The sequence below is a fragment of the Carboxylicivirga sediminis genome, from assembly GCF_018156225.1.
Lineage (GTDB): Bacteria > Bacteroidota > Bacteroidia > Bacteroidales > Marinilabiliaceae > Carboxylicivirga > Carboxylicivirga sediminis.
Window position 1 is genome coordinate 1 of record NZ_JAGTAR010000009.1, and the last position, 18,803, is coordinate 18,803.

Below are 18,803 nucleotides of genomic sequence, written 5' to 3' on the forward strand. Positions count from 1 at the left end.
TACTAAACATCAAGCATCTAACCAAATAATCAAGGCAATAATCTATTGATTATGAATACAAAAGAGGGCATCCGTTTTTTGGACACCCTCTTTTTATTGCCTTTTACCATATAATCGAGGAGCTGTCATATAACTAAAATATATAACAATACACATATGAAAATATATAAATAAAACAATATATTTGTCGTTCAAATTCGAAAATATAACTAAGACAACTATGCAGGCAGTATTTATCCAAAAACTTCAATCCCTAGCACATTCGTTTCATCCTGTAAAAACTGAAGCTCATACTATTTTAATTCTGAAACCCTTTTCAAGGCCTTAGTTTTGTTTCGATAGTCATCAATTAAGAATGCCCTAGCTAAAAATTAATGAAAACGTCAAGACCTTTTGTATTCTTTACCGCTATTCTGGTTAGTTTAATAACTTCCTCATGCGAAGAGGTGATAGAGTACAGCCCATATCAGAACATTGTTCCTAAAAAGTGGAAGAATCAGAACATAAGTAATTACAACGCATTACTGCCCGCTGCTAATGAGGAGTTTGAACCATTTAAAGTGGCGTTGATTGCCGATACGCATACCTACTACGATGAATTTGAGAAGCAGGTGAAGTTTATCAATTCCTTGGCCGATATCGATTTTGTGATCCACCTGGGAGATGTCACCCTGAGTGCCAACAGCCGCGAGTTTGAATGGTACAGCGATATTATGAATAAGCTGAATGTGCCTGTTATAACCATTATCGGCAATCATGATTGTTTGGGTAATGGTTATAGTATCTACACCGACATGTTTGGGGATTCCAACTTTTATTTTGAATACCGTGATGTTAAGTTTGTTATTTTTGATGATATCATCTGGGAGAAGCATATAGCCGACCCTGATTTTACATGGTTTAACAATGCTCTAAACAACGATGGGCGATATAAGCATGTTATTCCATTTGCTCATATTGCTCCCTGGGACGACCAGTTTTCAATGGGGAATGAGTTGTATTACAATTATATTCTTGAAGAAAACCACATCTCGTTGTCGGTGCATGGGCATGATCATCACTATAAGTGGAAACAGCCCTATGGCGAGGTGAATTATATGACGGTACCATCTCCCGATAAGCAGGAGTTAATCATTCTTGATATCCAAGCTGAAGATGTGATGGTGGAACGCTTATATTATTAAAGAGATATGGGAACTTTCTTGAAAGACGTTGCAGATCGTACAATGCTGATTGGTATGTTGTTGCTCCATGCTTTTTTTGCTGAATCGCAAGAGCAACTTAATAAGGTATTAAGACAGGGAGAAGTCGATACAACCTCAACTGTTGAGACATACATCGTAAAACCAACTGATGATGAGATAAGTGTTAAGAATGGTCGCAAGTGGTATGTGCCATCTCAATACAAACTACAATATGCAGGTAGCATTGGTTTTATGTCGGCAGGCTTTGGTTATGAAGTTACACCAACCTATCAGCCTGTGTTATTTGTAGGCTATCTGAGTGAGGATTTTGGAGGGAGTAAAAACCGTGTGTTAAGTATTTCGGTCAAAAACAGTTTTTACTTTACCAGGGAACCGCTCCTTAATTATTTTAATCCATATGGCGGTTTATCAATTACTTGGGGTAATACCAATAATACCTTTCGTTCTTTACCTGATTATTACCCAGATGAATACTATTTTCAGAACAAGGTGCACTTTGCTCCATTTGTGGGAGGTGAGTTATACTTCAAATTAAAGTACATTAACCCATTTGAGGGTGTGGGCGTGTATGCCGAACTATCGGCCTTTGATGCTTATTTGCTGGAAGCTATACGAACCAAGTATGTGAAGCCTCACATGGCGTTGTCCCTGGCGTTGGGGGTAACGGTCTATATTAACTAAGTTGAGATTTTCAACCATTTATAATAGGTTGATCGGTTTGTTTCATTGCTTAATCTGTTGGCCAAAAGTTAATCATGGTTAAAAAATAAGACATATTACCAAATCCATACCCATATCTTATTGAATGCAGCGGCTTTTTTCTATTTTTAAATCTTTCTAATGCTTAACGATCAACTTATGAACCGGAAGTTTATATTAGTTTTTGCCCTGCTTGTGCTTGGTATCTTAGCAGGAAATTGGATTTATGGGAGTATCCTGGCAAAAAAAATAGAAGAGCGACTTGAAACCAGGGTAAAGGCACTAAAAAAGGATATAGTCTTAGAGATTGAAAAAGTGCATGTGAATCCGCTTCTATCGAAACTTCAATTGAAAGGTTTGCAAGTGAGTACTGTTGAAGGGCACCAATTGGCAGCCGGTCAATCGGTTGTTCTGGATATGCCATATAAAGAAGCCATCAGGTTGCTCAATAGCAAGGAAATAGATGAACTGAAATCGCTAAAGCTGAAGGTGGAAGAACTTCAGCTTTATATTGCAGAAGCTGATGGGGAGCTGCTTATTGATAATTTGCTGATTGATTTTGACGGTGACTTAAATAGGGCAGATATTGAAGCTATTCAAACGATCTTCCCTACCGAAAAGCAACGATTACGTATTCAGGCCAAAGGTGTTAAACTGGCACAAACGCCATGGATGGATGCACTGGGCTTCAGTAAAGAACAAAGCGCTAATATTAACCAATTTGAACAGCTGATTATTGATTGTCAACTACATCCCCAAAAATCACATGTGGAGCTAATTAAGTTTCAACTCAATTCTGATGTGCTTGATTGTCAGTCAAGTGGTCTGATTACTTATACGGGAGAAGGTTTAAGTGGAGCAAAGGCTGAAAAGGCGGAGACATCGTTTAAGTTATCGCTTAACGAAAAAGGACTGACTTGGGGAAATGCCGAGACAACTGGTAAATTCACATTAGATAAGTTAACTGTTGAAACCAATGCGCTTGTCTTATACAAGGATAATGTACCGTCGGTTGAATCGCAGAAAAGCAACATCTTGCTCGAAAACCTAACGTTGGAATATGCTGGAGAAAAACGGGCACAGCTCGAAGCTCAAACAGCCTTGCTGGGTTTGAAAATGGATAAAATTATCGTGTCAAAGCTAGCTTTTAGCTCCGAATTAGCTGAAGATTGGCTCACTATTACCGATTCTGAACTGCAGTCAACGTTCATGGATATTGATCTCAACGCAAAAGTGCACATTTCGTCTCAAGCACCAGGTGCATCGCAAATTGAATCAGCAACGCTGGTTGTAAGTAATCTGGCTCCTGGCATCCAGAATGGGATTGCCACTTTTGAACTAATGACCATGCAATCATTGCCACGTAATGGTGATGCTATTGTATTGGAGATGACCGGCCCTATATCACGTCCTGTAATAAAAGGCCTCAGGTACTAATGTAAATGACTAATCTAAGTAAAACGGCATTGGTGCTAGAAGGTGGCGGATTCAGGGGCATGTATACCTCCGGTGTGCTGGATGCCTTATTGACGAAGCGACTTGAATTTCCGTATGTAATTGGTGTATCAGCTGGGGCCGCCTATGGTATTTCTTATGTGTCCAAGCAATTTGGGCGTAATAAGGAGGTGAATCTTAAATATACGGCCGATCCTCGCTACATGAGTTGGGGTAATCTACTCAAAAAGGGCAACCTGTTTGATTGGGATTTTGTGTATGGTGAGGTGCCGAACAGATTGGTGCCTTTTGATTACACTACCTTTTTTAATACATCCACCGAGTTTATGGTGGGCGTTACTAACGTATTGAGTGGCAAAGCAGAGTATTTATCGACAAAAAGAATGAATCGTCAGCAGCTGTTGGCTGCTATTACTGCCTCATCGAGTCTGCCTTTTGTGTCAAAGATAGCCCGGCTTAATGGGCAATCATATATGGATGGCGGGTTGGCTGATTCCATCCCTATTGCACGGGCTCTTAACGATGGCAATGAACGTGCCGTAGTGGTGCTCACCCGCGATACTGATTATCGTAAGCATGCGCCAAAGGGGCAGTGGTTGATGAGAATGGCTTATCGAAAGTATCCAAATCTTGTAAAGGCTATCTTATCAAGAGCTGAGCGGTATAACCACACCCTTGATGAGCTGGCGCTGCTTGAGAAAGAAGGCCGTGTGTTTATCATCCGACCACAGGAGCCAATGCCCGTGTCACGCATAGAAAATAACCCGAAAAAGCTGGATGCACTCTATCAGGTAGGGTATGAATATATGCTTGAGCAGTTTGATGCCCTGCAACAATGGCTTAAGTGTTAGACTTTAAGGGGTTTTCTCACTATCTTTTTACTCAATCTTTAAATATTGAGCTATGAGTAAGAAGGTAACAGGAGTTGGGGGCATTTTTTTCAAATGTAAAAGTCCGGCAGAAATGCGGGCATGGTATAGCCAAAATCTGGGCTTAGCCACCAACGAATATGGTTCACTATTCGAATTCAGGGAAGTGGATAATCCAGATAAGAAAGCTTATTTGCAATGGAGTCCCATGGAGGAGGACACCAACTACTTTGAACCTTCAGTTAAGCCTTTTATGGTCAATTTCAGAGTGGAAAACATTGAAGCTTTGGTGGAAGAGCTAAAGCAAGTTGGCGTGACGATTTGCGATGAGATTGAGACCTACGATTATGGCAAGTTTGTGCATATTCTTGATCCGGAGAATAATAAAATTGAATTATGGGAGCCTGTTGATGAGGTGTTTACGCAGACGAATGAAGGGGAAACATCGTAAAGGGTTTCGAGTTGCCTGTGTTGAGTTTCGAGTTGGCGTGTTAATTTGATAATCAAGGATAGCTGTCAATTTCCTTTCTTCCACTCTTCAACTTTCAAACTATCTGGCAACTCCACAAAAGAATTACATTGGCTCGGTGCCTAAAGGACCGCGGGTGAGCTCAATAATGGTAATCTCTGGTGGCATACCAACACGTGCAGGCATTCCCAGATAGCCTAATCCGCGATTGACATAGAGATATTGACTGCCTTCGTTATATAAACCGGCCCAACGGCGGAATTTGTATTTAGCCGGGCTCCACTGAAAATTTTTAAACTCAATGCCGAACTGCATACCGTGCGTGTGGCCAGCCAGTGTCAGGTCGTAATCGTAGTCTTTTTTTACTTCGGCATCCCAATGGTCCGGGTCGTGTGAAAGTAGCAGCTTAAACGGAATATCCTCCACACCTTTCGAGGCTTTCTTTAAATCGCCATATTGCGGAAACGGTGGGTGGCCCCAGTTTTCAACACCGGTAATGACTATTTTATCGCCATTGCTTTCGAGTACTTGCGATTGGTTATTGAGCAGGTTGAAGCCCAAGCGCATATGCGAGCCTTTAATCTTATTCAGGTTGTCTGTTTTATCCTGTGGTGACGGCCACTTAGAATAGTCGCCATAATCGTGGTTACCCAGTATCGAGAATTTACCTATACGGGCTTGTAGCTTCGAAAATACCTTCTCCCAACCAATGGTTTCTTCGTAAAAATTATTGACCAGGTCGCCAGTGAAACATACCAAATCGGGATGCTCATCATTGATTAAGCGCACGGCTTCCTCCATCTCTTTATAGTTGGCATTCAAACTACCTAAGTGCAAGTCCGATATCTGTACAATCTTTAATCCGTCAAATGCTTCAGGCAGGTTGGGGAATGATAGTTTTGTATAGCGTTTGTTAAAAGCGAAGCGTCCTTTCATGACTCCAAACATAAGAGATATGAAGGGGGCTGAAGCCATAAAAATTCCCACCTGGCTTAAGAATTTCTTACGTGATATAGTGGGATAACGTCCGTCATTCATCTTCTTGATCTTACCATCGCTGGAGAATTTACTTTTTACCCTGATGGCGCTATGTGTAAGCTTATAGCCCAGGTAGTAAAAAAGTTTAGGCAGATAGATGGATAGATAGGCCACCAGCAACCATTGGAAAGTTACATACAGTTGCGGGCTATCAACCGTTTTGATTGTAGCAAAGATGCCTGAGAATGATAATATGAAAACGGTTGGCACACTGTAAAACCAGAATGTGCCTAATGGAAATGCAAAATGACCAATCTGTTTCTCGTCATCTTTGTGTACCAAACGATGAAGTAAAAAGTCTATTAGAACAGTAAAAATGATAAACCCCACATACGCTTCCAAACTGTATCTCATCTGTCAACTATTCGTTACTAATCAGATTAATTCTCCTGGTCCCGGTGTTTTGTTACGCAAGAATATATTAAAGGTTTGATATATCAACTGTTTATAAACAAATTTTAAGTTTTTTTATAGGCTTTATTAGCTTGTAAATAGCTCTGTAGTAAGTGACTGTGTGTTGTTATTTTCACCTGTTAGCTTGCTTACCTACCACTAATCCCGACAAGCCCATGGATAATAGAAATTCGTGATGGTTATTACTTGTGTCGGGTAGGCGGGCATAACGGTAGCCTACAGTGATAGGAAACACAAAACGGAAGGGATGTAACTCGCCCCGTATCTCGGTTCCAAAAGAGCTGACAGATGCAGTCTGTGTTATCCATTGGTTGGTTTCAGTCAACTGTAAGTGTTGTGTAGCTTGTGCATAGTCATAAAACAGGTTGGTGGTGATACGCTTCAGGTATAGTACCCCTGGTATATTAAAATCGGGGTTGAGCACCGGCATCATATAATCGCCCTTGAAAGAGTAGAGCTCATCGTTGTAGAATCGGTCTACGCCACGGGGGAAGTTGAGGTAGTCGCTGTACAGCCGATAGCTATTATAATTGCCCATTTGCCCGTTGGTATCACCTTTTGTTTTCTTTTGCCACCCATTGTCGATGCGGATGGCATGGTGACGTCCTATACCCGGAAAATATAAGCGTGTATGCAAACCTAAAATACTTCCGTAGTTCCAACCATCCATTGGTGTATGTCTATAATTTAACTCAATAACTTGCCCCCAGCGGGTAGCCACATCACGTTGAGTTGTCCGTAATAGGTTATAGGCAAACAGGCTGTAATCAACCGATTTAATATCAATGCCTAAGTAGTTGCGTTGTTCGGTATAATCAACCACATATTTGCCGTCTTCTATCACAGGTTCGCCATTATCATCCAATTCCAGGTAGTAGCGCGTGTAATTAAAATCAGCCGAATATTGGTACGACATTCCAAGCGATGGTTCAACACGTCTTAGGTATTTACCTCTTGTGAAGTTAAGGGGCAGCTTCATCTCCAAGTCAATAAGGGAATGATTGGGTTTGGCATCAAAGCTATTGATGTAGTATTCAATATCATTGAGATACATCCCTTCAATGGCTTCATTACCCAGCCGGATATCGAGCTCAAACACCGGCCACCATTCCTGGTAAGAGAGGTTAAACCTGAATTTCTCTCGTGAAAACAGCTTATCGGCATTGTAGCCAAAGGAGGTTAAAGTGGTTCCCAACAGGTTTTGTGACAGGATGCTGGCACCTGTTGATAGTTCAGCATCATTCACATTCATATATAATGGTGCCCAGCTGTGGAAATTAAATAGGTTCCATTTAGAGTATTTCTTAGATGCATATTCATTTGTGTTAAGCGAGTCGAGCTGCGGCATGCCCTTCTCATCCTTCTGCAACTTATTGATATAGGGTTCAACCGGTAGTTGTTGAGCTATTTCGCTGCTTGGCTGCAGTTGCTTGAGTGGTGCCGAAGCAATCAGGTAACCATCCGATGTATAATCCTGGAAGTAGATGTTATTATCACTATCCATAGTTGCATAGGCAGCACCAAATTTCGATTCAGTGAGTTTTTCGAGGTTTTCGCCATTGATTCCAATACGGTAGATGTTTTCAATGCCATTATATGAGCCACTGAAATAGATGTGCTGGCCTTTCCATTTAGGAAACCTTATCTCAGTATAAGCAGGTTGGGTGATGTCGGTCCATTGCTCATTTTCGAGCGATAGTATGGTTAGCTTCTTACCGGATGGATTAATCATGGCCATCACCAGTTGATCGCCAGTCTCATTCCAGTCTGGTGTTAGGGGATAGGCATTATCCGGAATCTTAATTTCCCTAATAATATTGCCAGTTTTTGTTTCTAGCAGATGAAGGCTGTATTCATTGCTATACGAAGTATGAACCACGGCAATGATGCTGGCATCGGGTGATAATGCTGGTGCCTTGTAGCGCGATTGAGAGGTGATTTTGGTTTGTTTATTGGTGCTTAAATCCAGGGTGCGAATGACGGTAAAATACTGATTGTTCCACCGTGGATGCTGCTCCAGCTCGGTCCAGGCCAGGACGCCATTGGCATACGAGAATGGTTCCCTTTCCCGGTTGCCTGTTATCAGCAGTTTCTCCTCTTCGCCTGTTTCAATATTAATTTTGGCAAAGTGATTTAACTCGCCGGGTCCATTGATTTCGGCCAGCAAGTGCATACTGCCAATGGGAGTGGGGTAGCGGTAGTTTTTGTAGCGCGTATCCCTTTTGCTAATATACCGAACTGGTGAGTAGTTAATGCTATCAAACTGCTGCTGCCAATTGTATTGCCAATCACTAAATACTTCATCGTAAAGGGGGACTTTGTGTTTGCCAGTCACTGATTTGATCCCCCGATTAAATGGCGTTACCGACCAGCTTTTGCGTCCGGCTTCATCCAATGCCCGTTCCCATACATCGGCACCGTACTTATGGCGTGCACCGGCTGTTAACAGATAGCCCATGTTGTAGTGATTGGGCACATAGTTTTTATAGGAACCAAAATAAGCTTTGTCGTAATGGTATATCTCTTTCTCAAGCAACTGCGCTCGCAACTCCTGCTCGAATGAAGGACGACGCCCCCGGCCCGATTGCGAAAGGGTAGTTTCAGTAAGCGTTGCATCACCTTCTAAAAACCATAGCGGCGCATATAAGCCAAGTACTGCACCAATGGCTTGCTGGCCAAAGGGGATGGTCAAAGCCTTGGTAAAGCCTTTGTTCAGTTTATCGATTTGCACCACGTGCCTGAATTCATGAATTGCCAGTTGAGTCAGCCAGTCCTGGGCAATCATATCCTGATGAGGGGTTGAGTAAATTTCGATGCGTTTGGGGGCCCAGGATACGAAGCCATTGGAGTAGGCCGAACGCGAGTGAATCAGCACATCAATTGGTTTGGGTGTATGATCTAAAGTATAACCACCGTAGGTATATAGCGAGTCCATGATGGCAATAAAGCGCTTGGCTTCTTGCTCAAACTCCTCTGGGTAAACAACTCTGAATGATTCGGAGCGCAGCTGTCGCCATTTGACATTGGCCGGGTCAGCCCCCGAACTATAATACTGGGCTTTGATATTAGTGGCAAAAAGTAAGAGTATAAGGAATGAAAATATATGACGCATGTTAGATTCTTTGTGTATAAAAGTAAGAAGAAAATCTGTAGGGCTTTTCTATATTGAATATCAATCTTTAATTAACGACAATTTTATCTATTTAGAATGAAGATAAATTGCTTTAATTAATCCTATCTGCCTTTACTTCATTGCATTGATGTCGTAATTTGCTTGTACCTAAACTAAAAGGAGGTTTACCATGTCACAAGTCAGTTTCACATTCACCGCTATGTTAGACGAAGATGAATTTATTCGTATTGATGAGCATTTGTACACAACGCGCAGTTCTTTGCAACGGGAAGAACCCAAAATTCACATGATTGACACTTGCTGCCTGAAAATAATGAAGGAGTTTGAAGGGCAGCTTGATCAGCCAATGGTTGAGGAATGGTTGTTATTAACAAAAGCATTGGATCAATCCTGTAGCTTTGAAAGCCAGTGGGATGACAAGAAGATTTTACAAGAACTAATTGCAGGTGCCGAGCATCCGGTTTCGTGGTATGCAAAGCATTGCAGACTTAGTTGAGGTTAACTTTTCATGGACGGTTACAGCGGCTTATTTAAGTCGCTGTTTTTAATTGCCTTGAGAGGGGTTGGATGTTGGTTGTTGCACATTATTTTCACACTTTCATGTGAAATTCGTGAATATTTGTTCGTATTTGTGCAAATACAAATATAAAAAAATCCGAGGGAACCACCCCTCGGAAATAAACCAATAACCATGAATCGAGCCTCAGGACGAGGCGATGTAAGTCGTTTTAAAATAGAGTTACCGTTTAAAAATATCCTTCATATCGGTTAAGCTCTTCTTTTCTTTTGTTCTTACTATGGAATAACCTAAATAACCGGTTCCGAATAGATACCATAATTCAGAGGGTAATGCTTCTAAATAAGCCTTAATGCCGGCGCTAATTGACCTTGCAATTTCCGGTTGAAATGCAGCCAATATACCCATTGGTATTGAAAACAACAGTAACATATAAAACACATACATAAACGAAGGACGTGCTCGGCTTGTCCACTTGTCTTGACTTTTTGCTTCAGCAATGATTGCTGACATACGCGTTTCAAGCTCTCTTAATTCGCCTTCTTTTTCCATTTCCAAAAGAGCCACTTTTGCTTTGTCTCTTTCTGATTTATCAGGGAATAACTTGTCAATTATCTTACTCCCAATACCAACAACCTCGTTTAAAATCATATCTCAAAGTTTAAGTTTTACCATCGTGCTTCCACTTCCCACACTTGAGGATGAGGCTCATTGTGGAACGGCTTGCCAGGTGCATAATATTCGGGGCACACATCATAATGAACGAAAGTGCTGCCATCCTTTAAGTATTTCTGATAGCCAATTCTGACTTTTATCCGAAGCCTTCTTGCCGCGTGTGCAATGGCCTTAGCAAGGATGATTACTTCTGTTGGATTTTTTTCATCAACGTCAGACGCCATCTTTGCAACGTGAGGACTAGTTGTGGCCGCTCTGTAACCACGCGCCCTTAAATCATCCTGTTCTTCCTCTGTTCTATCAAAGCTATTGATGATTGTCGGCTTACCTCGCAACTCACGAATCATATCATTCATGAGGATGACAAGCTCCGATATAACAAAGCCGTTCTTGATCACCACTTTCCCTTGTAGGTTCTTCTCACCAATCCGGAAGAAATTGCCTACTTTGTTTGACCCAACTTCAAGGCCATACATATGCTGCCAGTCCTGCAGGTTTATGCGTGAGCCATGCCGTAAAATAATTGTTCCTTCATACTTCATCACACTATCTTTTAATCGGTTATTTCTTCACTTACAATCCTGTGTTCACTCTGTATGAACACGCGCTTCTTATAGTGAGGGAGGTGGTCCTTCTGGTATTGATCAACGGCCTTTTTCTTTTCGATAATCACACGTAAAGCATCGGGCTTTTCTCGTCCAAGTTCCTGCATCATTTCAACCATGCTATTGGTTGTGAACTCTTGCGATTTGCTTGCTTCAAGCATAAATAGCAAGATGATATCCTGATTGTCGGATATCTTCGTCATGGTTGAATCTAGTTGTTGGATACTATGGTCGAACTTGTCATCTCTTGCATCCAGACCGGTAAACGTACTCCACACCTTCATGGATGGAATCGTGATTAATGCACCAGTCATGATGAAGAACAGAGCCCGAACCAATCCAACCGGCACACCAAACTTTTCAAGGCTATTAATCCAACTGAGCATCGGGGTGGTGTTTTAGGATTACTTTCTCATGTCTGTCTAATCGCCTTTTATTCTCATCAATTCGCCTTTTATTCTCACCAATCTTTGAATCCTGCTTAAACACTTTATCTTGCAGCCTTTCATTTACCAACTTGGAATCCTTCATAAACTCATTCATCGTGTCGTTAGTCTTTTTCTGCTCTGTTCTGAACTGCTCAAATGACTCATTGCTCTTCTCCAATTGCTTGCTGAATTTCTCAAACTGAATGCCGATGAACTTACCGGCTTTGATACCGAAAAAGCCAATAACGACAATGGCTAAAAGCAAGACAATACACAGGATGACAATGATGGCTGTTGTAAGCGTGTCAGGGGAGCTGGATGGCTGCACCTGGGCAACATTGAGGGCTCCTAATGAAAGGGTGGACAAATACATAGCTTTTTGTTTAAAATAGAACCTAACGTAATTATGAGAGGGTGAAACGGTATATCTTGTTATATTGGTCGCCAGACATGTATAGCTTGCCGTTGATAGCTGCTAATCCGAGTGCTCCGAGGTCAAGTGTGCTGGTATCGTAAGGATCACTGTCATCGCTCAAATTTCCATTGGCAGCAATTGAATAGCGGTCAATCCTATCCGCATCAGTACCACACATGAACAATTTGCCGTTGTAGGCGGTCAAGCCCCTTGGCGTACCTTCTAAGGCTGAGATATCAAAGGAATAGCCACTGTCATACGTCAAATCTCCATTGGCATCGATGGAATAACGGTAGATATTTTCTGGTGTTGAGCTACCGCAGACATATAGCTTCCCATTGTAGGCCGCTAGCTCAGTAGGTGAGCTATTACCGTCGGTTATTGTTATGGAATAATCGTCATAGGTCAAATCTCCATTGGCAGCAATTGTAAACCGAAAAGCCTTGTCGGTGTCGAGTCCGCAGAAGTATAGCTTTCCATTATAAGCGGCCAAACCTCTAACGCGATGATCTAAGGTCGAGACATCAAAGGAATAATTGTCATAGGTCAAATCTCCATTGGCAGCAATTGAATAGCGATAAATATGCTCATTGACCTCACCAACCATGTATAGCTTTCCATTGTAAGCGGCCAGACCTCTCAAATAGTGGTCCTGACTGGTTGTGGAAATATTATAGTCATCATAGGTGATGGTGCCAAGAAATGCACTTGCCTTGGCATAAACCTGACTACCACCCAGCATTACCTTAGCAATATTAGAGGGCATTATCACCGCTGTATTTCCAATCTTTAGAGGCATGACTATTCAGTTATAAAGTAGATGGTGTTGCTGTCAGGTGTGAGTGCGTCATACTGTGCTTGAGTTCCACTCCAAAAATTCTTTCCGGCAATACTTCCAGCATCCGTAATAGTAGACAAGGTTTGATTGTGGGCTACAGGTGTTCTAGCATCACTTAACCGGCTGTCATTACCTTCACAGACGGTGCCAGCACTTGTGCCTAGGTTAAGGTTGAAAGCGCTGTTTTTGGTTGTGATAACAGGTTCATAAACATTTGTGTGCAAATGGTCAATGGCTGCAAATACCGTCGAATAGTCGTGTGTGTGATTTAAAGCCGCATAAAGACTTGCATGGTTGCCCCATCCATATGCCTCGTTTAACTTTGACAATAAAGCGTCAGTAAAAGCATTGGTGTCGGGATTACTCTCGTACTTACTTTTGATACTGGCTGCTGTTTCGGCCGTACTTATACCCAACTGTTCAACCCACTTTGCATCCGTATCATCCCAAATATAGCGTACCACATCAGAGCCTACACCTCCATCCACATCCGCTTCCCATCCGGCTTCCCCTGTAGGGTGCGCTGCCTCTAATGCTGCAAGCGTTGTAAATGAACCTTTCCACTTCGGCCCCTCTAAACCTGCCAGTTTGCTTTTTTCAGCATCAGTGAAGGCGTTGGTGTTGCTGTTAGCTTCATATGCAGCTTTAACTTCCGCATTTGTTAATGGTGGACTTTGCCAACCAGAATAACCAAGAATAGCATTCACCGCGTCAACAACCTGCTGATTGGTCAATTGGGTATCGGTAAAGATGGCACCGACCGGAACTGGTGTCAGTACATCACTTGCATCTGCTTTTTCAGCAATAAAACCAAGTATTGTATCTGAGAAGTTGGGATCATTATCAATTGCAGCCGCTATCTCTTGAAGGTTATCAAGAGCAAGTGGTGCACCATTGACGACCTGCGAAAACTTCGTATCGACGTAGCTTCGTAAAGCATAGCCATCAAACATGTTAATCAACCACTGCTCGGTAGCATGACTGTGATTGCTTGGTGAATAGCCTTGCATCAGATTCAACAGCCAGGTATCGGCAAGGTGACTGTGTGCTGCCGGATTGTACTCACTTGGTTTGTACTTGACATTAGCCCATTCCACTTCTTCAATGAGCATCTTATCATTAAACTCCACCTCGATGCAGTAGTCACCCTTCTCATCGATGTAGCTCTCTAAGTCGTATTCATCACCACGCACAGCAACAGGCATGAACAGTTCTAAGCTGTCATTCTCAAAGACCAGCTCATACTTCAAATTATCCTCAACTAATTGGGCTAGTGTGCTCATGCTTACTTCTTTTTAATGGTGAACCAAAGCGCCTTGTATTTAGCAGTGCGTACACCTCCTTCAAATCGAGCATCGTAGTATCGAAGCACCACCATCATGTCGTAGGTGCCTTCTTCGAGTGCATCCGTCTCAGCTTCACTCATCGTGGCGGTGATACTCATCTTATCAACCGGCACATGAAAATTGACATATCCTTCCTTTGTTTCACCTGTCGGATCGTAGAAGAACTTCTTAATTTCTGTGCCTGTGTGCTTATGGATGCAAATAGCCTCAATACTTTTCATGTTGGTGACTGCAGTGATGGAGCCATCTTCTAGTCTCTTGGCTTTGATGGTGAAGGGGGCACTTGCTCCAGGATATAAAGGATTCGTCATGACAGCATATTTCTTTAAAATAGAAAAGCCCACCTTTTCAAGTGAGCTCATCTAACCTTTAAATCACACTATTTAATCACCATGCTACTTCTTGGGTGCCGTTGGAGCCTCGTAAGGCTTAATCTTATACATCAATATTTGCTTGATTTTCGTGCCTGGTCCTGTTGGAACCTGCAGGTCGCAGATTTCGAGTAATCGTCCAACGTCTTCCGCTTGGATAATAAACTCTTTTGGAGGCTGAGGCATTTGTGCTTGTCCACTCATAACTTTTAGATTAATGAATTAGAAATAATTATTGATTCAGAATAAAATAGAATTAACCCCTGTATTCTTCCCATGAGATGTATTGATTAATACCTGTCTTGATAATCTTCACGCGCACAAGGTTCCCTGCAGCAACAGTTCTGATGTGTATCGGGCTATTCTCATTCTGATAGTTATACGCCTGTATAGTCGTTGTTCCACCATTCGTAATGTGAACAATTACTTCAGCGCCTTCATCGATATCTGTTTGGTTAAAGACAATCGAACAAATCGTTGATTGCGTATTGCCTTGTCGGTTGATGTAGATTATGCCGCCTGCGAAGCTGCTGACAAAGTTATCTGTGGATGTGTATTCAGCTACCTTACGAACAATGCCTTTGGCGTAGATAATCGCCTTATCAGCGAATAGACCATATTTATTGATGCCAAACAGTTTGCTGGATTGATGCCATGCTTCAAGCTTCCATTCTTCGGCACTGGTAACATTGATTTCAAGGCCTGATAAGTCAGTCCAGTCAAAACCGATCGCCTCGGCACCAACAAAGAAACGGCCTGAACTATTCACTTCAAAATAGCCGTCTGTGCCAATTTGTTTGTAGAGCTTATCTTTATCAAATGAGAAGCCACCCATTGAGTTGACATTTCCAAGACTAAACACTTCTTCCCCTGCATTATATCCTTTCAGCCCCCAATTATTGCCATCAGTGTAGTACATCTGCACATAATTAAGTGCATCAAGGTGAGCTGAGAAGAAACGATTAGTACCGTCCAGCTCAAGACCTGCTCCAACACCAAAGAATTGACCAGACCACAATGATTGTTTATCAAAAGTCCATCCGGCAATAAAGTTAGAACTTCCCAACTGAAATAAGGCACCTTCTAACGTGCGTCCTTGCAACCCCCAAGAACTGCTATTGTAATACATGCTTACATAGGCGTTTGAAGTCTCAGATGAAGTGACGTAAATAGCCGCGCTGGTATCGCTTGAACGCAGTGTTATCCGATTATTGCCTGACCAAAGTGCCGTATCATCAAAATTCCAGCCTGCAATTACTTTGTAGGTTTCCGACATAAAGAAATACACTTTGTCATCAAAGAAATTACCGAAATAAACACCGTGACCTGCATTTGGATATTTAGGAGAGGTATCGTTTACATCGCCCATAATCACAAATGGATCGGTCCTCCCTATGCGTAAGTATTCGTAAGCAGAATTTAGCGTAATATAATTAGTCGGAGATGTAATGTGCATGTTGGTAATCGTCCAACCTCCAATTTCACCTTCAGTTGCCTCAATCTTTCCTCTTAAATACACATTCTCAGACCATAGACCATAACCCTCAAGCTGCCCGAACAGTGGGTCTGTGATACCGTCTAACGCGCCTATGCGGACCTTTCCTTTGTTGGCAAAATTAAAGCTATCTACTTCGTCAATCACCTCGATATACGGTGCATGAGTGTCGGATGAAGTCAGGTAAATTGCACCTTGTCTGTTGGAGTTTGGATCGATATTACCAACTCTCACGACAACATCGCCAGGTTCCGGATCATCAATACCTTCAAAATTTGAGCTTGAGATATTGATATAATCAGCACCAATACTCGTCACCACCGCACTGTAATACTTCATTCTTGTGCCGGTGAATACCTGACACCTGATGATATCTTTGGCCGTAAAAGGAACAGGATTAGAGCCATCTTCCGTATCGAATGACAAACGCCAGTAGGAGCCACCATTCATCACACCAGACACCTTGGCGGTATCGCTCACCCATATAGCACCATTTGTGCCGCGAATCTGGTTGGCAACCAATTCATAGACGTTGAAGGATTTGCGGATGGTGAGGTAGTCAAATTCAGCGTAAGCATTGCCATCTTCATCTTTGTGTATCTGCCAGTTTTCACCTGTAAAACCACTCCTAAACAAGCCACGCCCTTTGATGAGCTGACCCATTGTTGCTTGCTTGTTGACGAACACTTCTCTAGCTATTGGATCAAGCGTGATGAAGTCTGAGTTATCAGTGCCTAAATAAACAGGTGTTTGATGAAGCCCTCCAATGAATACACTCTCGCCAACGCCAAATATCTGATTATGTGTCAGCCCAACACCGTCAAACTGATTGCCAATAGAGATGTTACCTGCCGTGATATCATTAACAATAGTTCTTTCAGTGGGAGAATGAAGCTGGCCTGTTAACTCATTTAAAGCCATCAAGTAGGTATTCCCATTAAATCGTGCGTCATTATGTACTTCTAGTTCATCGGTCCATACCTCAAGCGCAATCAGCATGTCAATATTTAGGTTCTTAGTGGCCCTGAACCAATTGTCTGTACTACTCCAAACAGCTACACCGCCATCAAGAGGGCTATTTTCCCTCGTAGCAATGGCCTGCAATACGCCATTTTCCCAGCCCACACGAGCCACACCGGCACTATCACCAACGAGCATTAGGTTATGAGTGCCATCGGCCAACAACATTTTTAATCCGGCATATTCATTGGCACCCAAAGCAGTAGCAGCACCATCACGCACATTAATCAGGTCATTAGCCGAGTAGATGTGCTCCACATGCGTTTCGTAAAACTCACCGTTCTGGTAGATATTGCCATTGATGTGCATGTCACCAAAGAACACGTTATCACCGACTAATCTGGCAAAATTCAAACCCACCCAATCACGTGTAGCGCTGTCACCCACACCAGTTGACTGACTGCTGATGGTTATCTGATCAACCGATTGCTGGATGCGGTTTTCAAGCTCCTGTTCCCAGGTCTCTTCTAACACGTTGGCAATCTCAGCCACCACATCATAAGGGTTCTCAACAACAATTTTGAGCTTGACAATACGGATTTGCTGGTCAATGCCTGCAGGGGTGTCCATGGCCCGAACCACATCCCCAATATTTAGGTTGACATTATTATCACGCAGATAACGAGGATTAAGGTTCAGCTCATACTTAACCCGAAGTTGTGAATAGCGGTTGAGCCATGTTGTGCCTTTGGCTAATAGTTCCGCTTCTGCTGCATCAATGTATGATTGCGGCATGATGATATCGACAAGCGTAAACTCATCACCAACGCGAGGGTAGAAATCAGCATTTGGATAAGTGACATTACCGTCCTCATCAATCTCTTCAAGGGTAATTGCTTTGGCTGCATTATCCCAACTAAAAGTAAATTCCTTACCCGATAGGTCGCCAGTCAGAAAGACCACCTTGGGGGGGGTGGCATTCATTTGCTGGGCTTCGATATCAAAATCGATGGCCGAACACACGAATTTCTTAATGGTGCCATTCACAGCCTCTGTGCTTTCGATGGCTCCGTTGAATCGTGGATACACCTCGTCAAAGATGACATTGCGCTCAACAATACGGTTGAAGTGCGTGGTGTTCTCAATGTATCGGTTGCCAATTATCAGACGCTTGGAGCCGTTGCGATAGTCGGCTGTGATATTCTTGGTTGAGCCATACAAATACGCCCGGGTGATGGTGTTGTTCTTATCAACGTTTTGGCGTTTCAGCTCATACAGTCCAGTAGTACGGCCCACTTGAAAGCTCAATATGGTTGGCGTCTCAAACTTCTCTACGAAGTTGATTTGCTTGCCCACCAAATAAAATTCGAGCCCGAAGTTGTTGGCTATTTTATTCAGCACATTTCGGCAGGTATCGCCTTCAAAGTAGATATTTTTGCGGTCAGTGCTCCAAACTGTGCCTTTCGTCCAACCGGTGCTTTGCGACTGATTGATATTCTGAAGCAACAGGTCAACCAAACCTTCGGCATTTTCCACAATGTAAAAATCACCCAATCCGGTTGTTGGATGGATGAACATCTTATCAAGCAGCTTATAGATTTCGCCCTCAAAGAAGAAAGTGTACTTGTGCTTATTGGTCTTTAGCTTGCTGTATTCAGGCGGACGATTCAGATAGTAGTTATTGCCCTGAAAAACGATGTAGTCATCAACCTGTATGCTGTTAGGGCCAGTGATATCACTTACGATAATCGGGCAGGTGATCACATCGTCGCCCATCAGGCCTTTTTCCAGAACAGTCTTTTCATCAATAACAATAGTGGTCCTTTCGGAGCCATCGGGTTGTCTAACTATCAAGTCCATGCGCATCTACT

At 42.6% G+C, this 18,803-nt stretch carries 17 protein-coding genes; 6 read left to right on the forward strand and 11 right to left on the reverse strand.

Annotated elements, in window-relative coordinates; genetic code table 11:
- Positions 1–374 precede the first annotated feature (374 nt).
- The 5 genes from KDU71_RS07315 to KDU71_RS07335 all read left to right on the forward strand — a co-directional run bounded on the left by KDU71_RS07315 (position 375) and on the right by KDU71_RS07335 (position 4,679).
- On the forward strand, positions 375–1,184 hold the full coding sequence (locus KDU71_RS07315) for a metallophosphoesterase family protein (RefSeq protein ID WP_212189272.1): 810 nt from the start codon (positions 375–377) through the stop codon (positions 1,182–1,184).
- A gap of 6 nt (positions 1,185–1,190) precedes the next feature.
- Positions 1,191–1,886 carry a hypothetical protein gene (locus KDU71_RS23000; RefSeq protein ID WP_244828274.1) on the forward strand — a complete coding sequence of 232 codons (696 nt, stop codon included), beginning with the start codon at positions 1,191–1,193 and terminating at the stop codon, positions 1,884–1,886.
- A gap of 159 nt (positions 1,887–2,045) precedes the next feature.
- Positions 2,046–3,341 carry a hypothetical protein gene (locus tag KDU71_RS07325; protein WP_212189273.1) on the forward strand — a complete coding sequence of 432 codons (1,296 nt, stop codon included), beginning with the start codon at positions 2,046–2,048 and terminating at the stop codon, positions 3,339–3,341.
- Positions 3,342–3,346: 5 nt separating this feature from the next.
- Complete coding sequence (locus KDU71_RS07330; protein WP_212189274.1) at positions 3,347–4,210, forward strand: patatin-like phospholipase family protein; 864 nt, start codon at positions 3,347–3,349, stop codon at positions 4,208–4,210.
- Positions 4,211–4,262: 52 nt separating this feature from the next.
- Positions 4,263–4,679 carry a VOC family protein gene (locus KDU71_RS07335; protein ID WP_212189275.1) on the forward strand — a complete coding sequence of 139 codons (417 nt, stop codon included), beginning with the start codon at positions 4,263–4,265 and terminating at the stop codon, positions 4,677–4,679.
- Between the two features lie 123 nt (positions 4,680–4,802).
- Here the strand turns inward: KDU71_RS07335 and KDU71_RS07340 are convergent, their stop codons facing one another.
- Together KDU71_RS07340 and KDU71_RS07345 are read right to left on the reverse strand one after the other, a co-directional pair.
- Positions 4,803–6,089 (reverse strand): metallophosphoesterase, encoded by a 1,287-nt coding sequence (locus KDU71_RS07340; RefSeq protein WP_212189276.1) that lies wholly within the window; start codon positions 6,087–6,089, stop codon positions 4,803–4,805.
- A gap of 172 nt (positions 6,090–6,261) precedes the next feature.
- Positions 6,262–9,261: a TolB family protein gene (locus KDU71_RS07345; RefSeq protein ID WP_212189277.1), complete on the reverse strand. Its 3,000-nt coding sequence runs from the start codon at positions 9,259–9,261 to the stop codon at positions 6,262–6,264.
- Positions 9,262–9,451: 190 nt separating this feature from the next.
- Here KDU71_RS07345 and KDU71_RS07350 point away from each other — a divergent pair, with 190 nt between their 5' ends.
- Positions 9,452–9,778, forward strand: coding sequence for a hypothetical protein (locus KDU71_RS07350; protein WP_212189278.1), 327 nt, complete (start codon positions 9,452–9,454; stop codon positions 9,776–9,778).
- A 243-nt stretch (positions 9,779–10,021) separates the two neighbouring features.
- Here KDU71_RS07350 and KDU71_RS07355 read toward each other — a convergent pair whose 3' ends face one another.
- From KDU71_RS07355 to KDU71_RS07395, 9 genes are read right to left on the reverse strand one after another with little or no spacing between them, the layout of a single operon-like run.
- Positions 10,022–10,450 (reverse strand): holin family protein, encoded by a 429-nt coding sequence (locus tag KDU71_RS07355; RefSeq protein ID WP_212189279.1) that lies wholly within the window; start codon positions 10,448–10,450, stop codon positions 10,022–10,024.
- A gap of 17 nt (positions 10,451–10,467) precedes the next feature.
- Entirely contained in the window at positions 10,468–11,016 is a 549-nt protein-coding gene (locus KDU71_RS07360; RefSeq protein WP_212189280.1) for a hypothetical protein, read from the reverse strand.
- Positions 11,017–11,027: 11 nt separating this feature from the next.
- Positions 11,028–11,465 (reverse strand): hypothetical protein, encoded by a 438-nt coding sequence (locus tag KDU71_RS07365; RefSeq protein WP_212189281.1) that lies wholly within the window; start codon positions 11,463–11,465, stop codon positions 11,028–11,030.
- Entirely contained in the window at positions 11,449–11,880 is a 432-nt protein-coding gene (locus KDU71_RS07370; protein ID WP_212189282.1) for a hypothetical protein, read from the reverse strand. The genes KDU71_RS07365 and KDU71_RS07370 overlap by 17 nt, the downstream gene beginning before the upstream one ends.
- A 31-nt stretch (positions 11,881–11,911) precedes the next feature.
- Complete coding sequence (locus tag KDU71_RS07375; RefSeq protein WP_212189283.1) at positions 11,912–12,721, reverse strand: NHL repeat-containing protein; 810 nt, start codon at positions 12,719–12,721, stop codon at positions 11,912–11,914.
- A gap of 2 nt (positions 12,722–12,723) precedes the next feature.
- Positions 12,724–14,043 (reverse strand): phage upper tail fiber protein, encoded by a 1,320-nt coding sequence (locus KDU71_RS07380; protein ID WP_212189284.1) that lies wholly within the window; start codon positions 14,041–14,043, stop codon positions 12,724–12,726.
- Positions 14,044–14,045: 2 nt separating this feature from the next.
- Positions 14,046–14,468 carry a hypothetical protein gene (locus KDU71_RS07385; protein WP_212189285.1) on the reverse strand — a complete coding sequence of 141 codons (423 nt, stop codon included), beginning with the start codon at positions 14,466–14,468 and terminating at the stop codon, positions 14,046–14,048.
- A 33-nt stretch (positions 14,469–14,501) separates the two neighbouring features.
- Positions 14,502–14,681 (reverse strand): hypothetical protein, encoded by a 180-nt coding sequence (locus tag KDU71_RS07390; protein WP_212189286.1) that lies wholly within the window; start codon positions 14,679–14,681, stop codon positions 14,502–14,504.
- Between the two features lie 52 nt (positions 14,682–14,733).
- Positions 14,734–18,792 (reverse strand): phage tail protein, encoded by a 4,059-nt coding sequence (locus tag KDU71_RS07395; RefSeq protein ID WP_212189287.1) that lies wholly within the window; start codon positions 18,790–18,792, stop codon positions 14,734–14,736.
- Positions 18,793–18,803: the final 11 nt, after the last annotated feature.

Bases quoted from the DNA above. Each gene is read 5' to 3' on its own strand.
- KDU71_RS07385 (WP_212189285.1), bottom strand. From the start codon at position 14,468: ATGAGCTCACTTGAAAAGGTGGGCTTTTCTATTTTAAAGAAATATGCT.
- KDU71_RS07350 (WP_212189278.1), top strand. From the start codon at position 9,452: ATGTCACAAGTCAGTTTCACATTCACCGCTATGTTAGACGAAGATGAA.
- KDU71_RS07365 (WP_212189281.1), bottom strand. From the start codon at position 11,465: ATGCTCAGTTGGATTAATAGCCTTGAAAAGTTTGGTGTGCCGGTTGGA.
- KDU71_RS07375 (WP_212189283.1), bottom strand. From the start codon at position 12,721: ATGCCTCTAAAGATTGGAAATACAGCGGTGATAATGCCCTCTAATATT.
- KDU71_RS07395 (WP_212189287.1), bottom strand. From the start codon at position 18,792: ATGGACTTGATAGTTAGACAACCCGATGGCTCCGAAAGGACCACTATT.
- KDU71_RS07335 (WP_212189275.1), top strand. From the start codon at position 4,263: ATGAGTAAGAAGGTAACAGGAGTTGGGGGCATTTTTTTCAAATGTAAA.
- KDU71_RS07355 (WP_212189279.1), bottom strand. From the start codon at position 10,450: ATGATTTTAAACGAGGTTGTTGGTATTGGGAGTAAGATAATTGACAAG.
- KDU71_RS07390 (WP_212189286.1), bottom strand. From the start codon at position 14,681: ATGAGTGGACAAGCACAAATGCCTCAGCCTCCAAAAGAGTTTATTATC.
- KDU71_RS07380 (WP_212189284.1), bottom strand. From the start codon at position 14,043: ATGAGCACACTAGCCCAATTAGTTGAGGATAATTTGAAGTATGAGCTG.
- KDU71_RS07325 (WP_212189273.1), top strand. From the start codon at position 2,046: ATGCTTAACGATCAACTTATGAACCGGAAGTTTATATTAGTTTTTGCC.
- KDU71_RS07330 (WP_212189274.1), top strand. From the start codon at position 3,347: ATGACTAATCTAAGTAAAACGGCATTGGTGCTAGAAGGTGGCGGATTC.
- KDU71_RS07360 (WP_212189280.1), bottom strand. From the start codon at position 11,016: ATGAAGTATGAAGGAACAATTATTTTACGGCATGGCTCACGCATAAAC.
- KDU71_RS07315 (WP_212189272.1), top strand. From the start codon at position 375: ATGAAAACGTCAAGACCTTTTGTATTCTTTACCGCTATTCTGGTTAGT.
- KDU71_RS07340 (WP_212189276.1), bottom strand. From the start codon at position 6,089: ATGAGATACAGTTTGGAAGCGTATGTGGGGTTTATCATTTTTACTGTT.
- KDU71_RS07370 (WP_212189282.1), bottom strand. From the start codon at position 11,880: ATGTATTTGTCCACCCTTTCATTAGGAGCCCTCAATGTTGCCCAGGTG.
- KDU71_RS23000 (WP_244828274.1), top strand. From the start codon at position 1,191: ATGGGAACTTTCTTGAAAGACGTTGCAGATCGTACAATGCTGATTGGT.
- KDU71_RS07345 (WP_212189277.1), bottom strand. From the start codon at position 9,261: ATGCGTCATATATTTTCATTCCTTATACTCTTACTTTTTGCCACTAAT.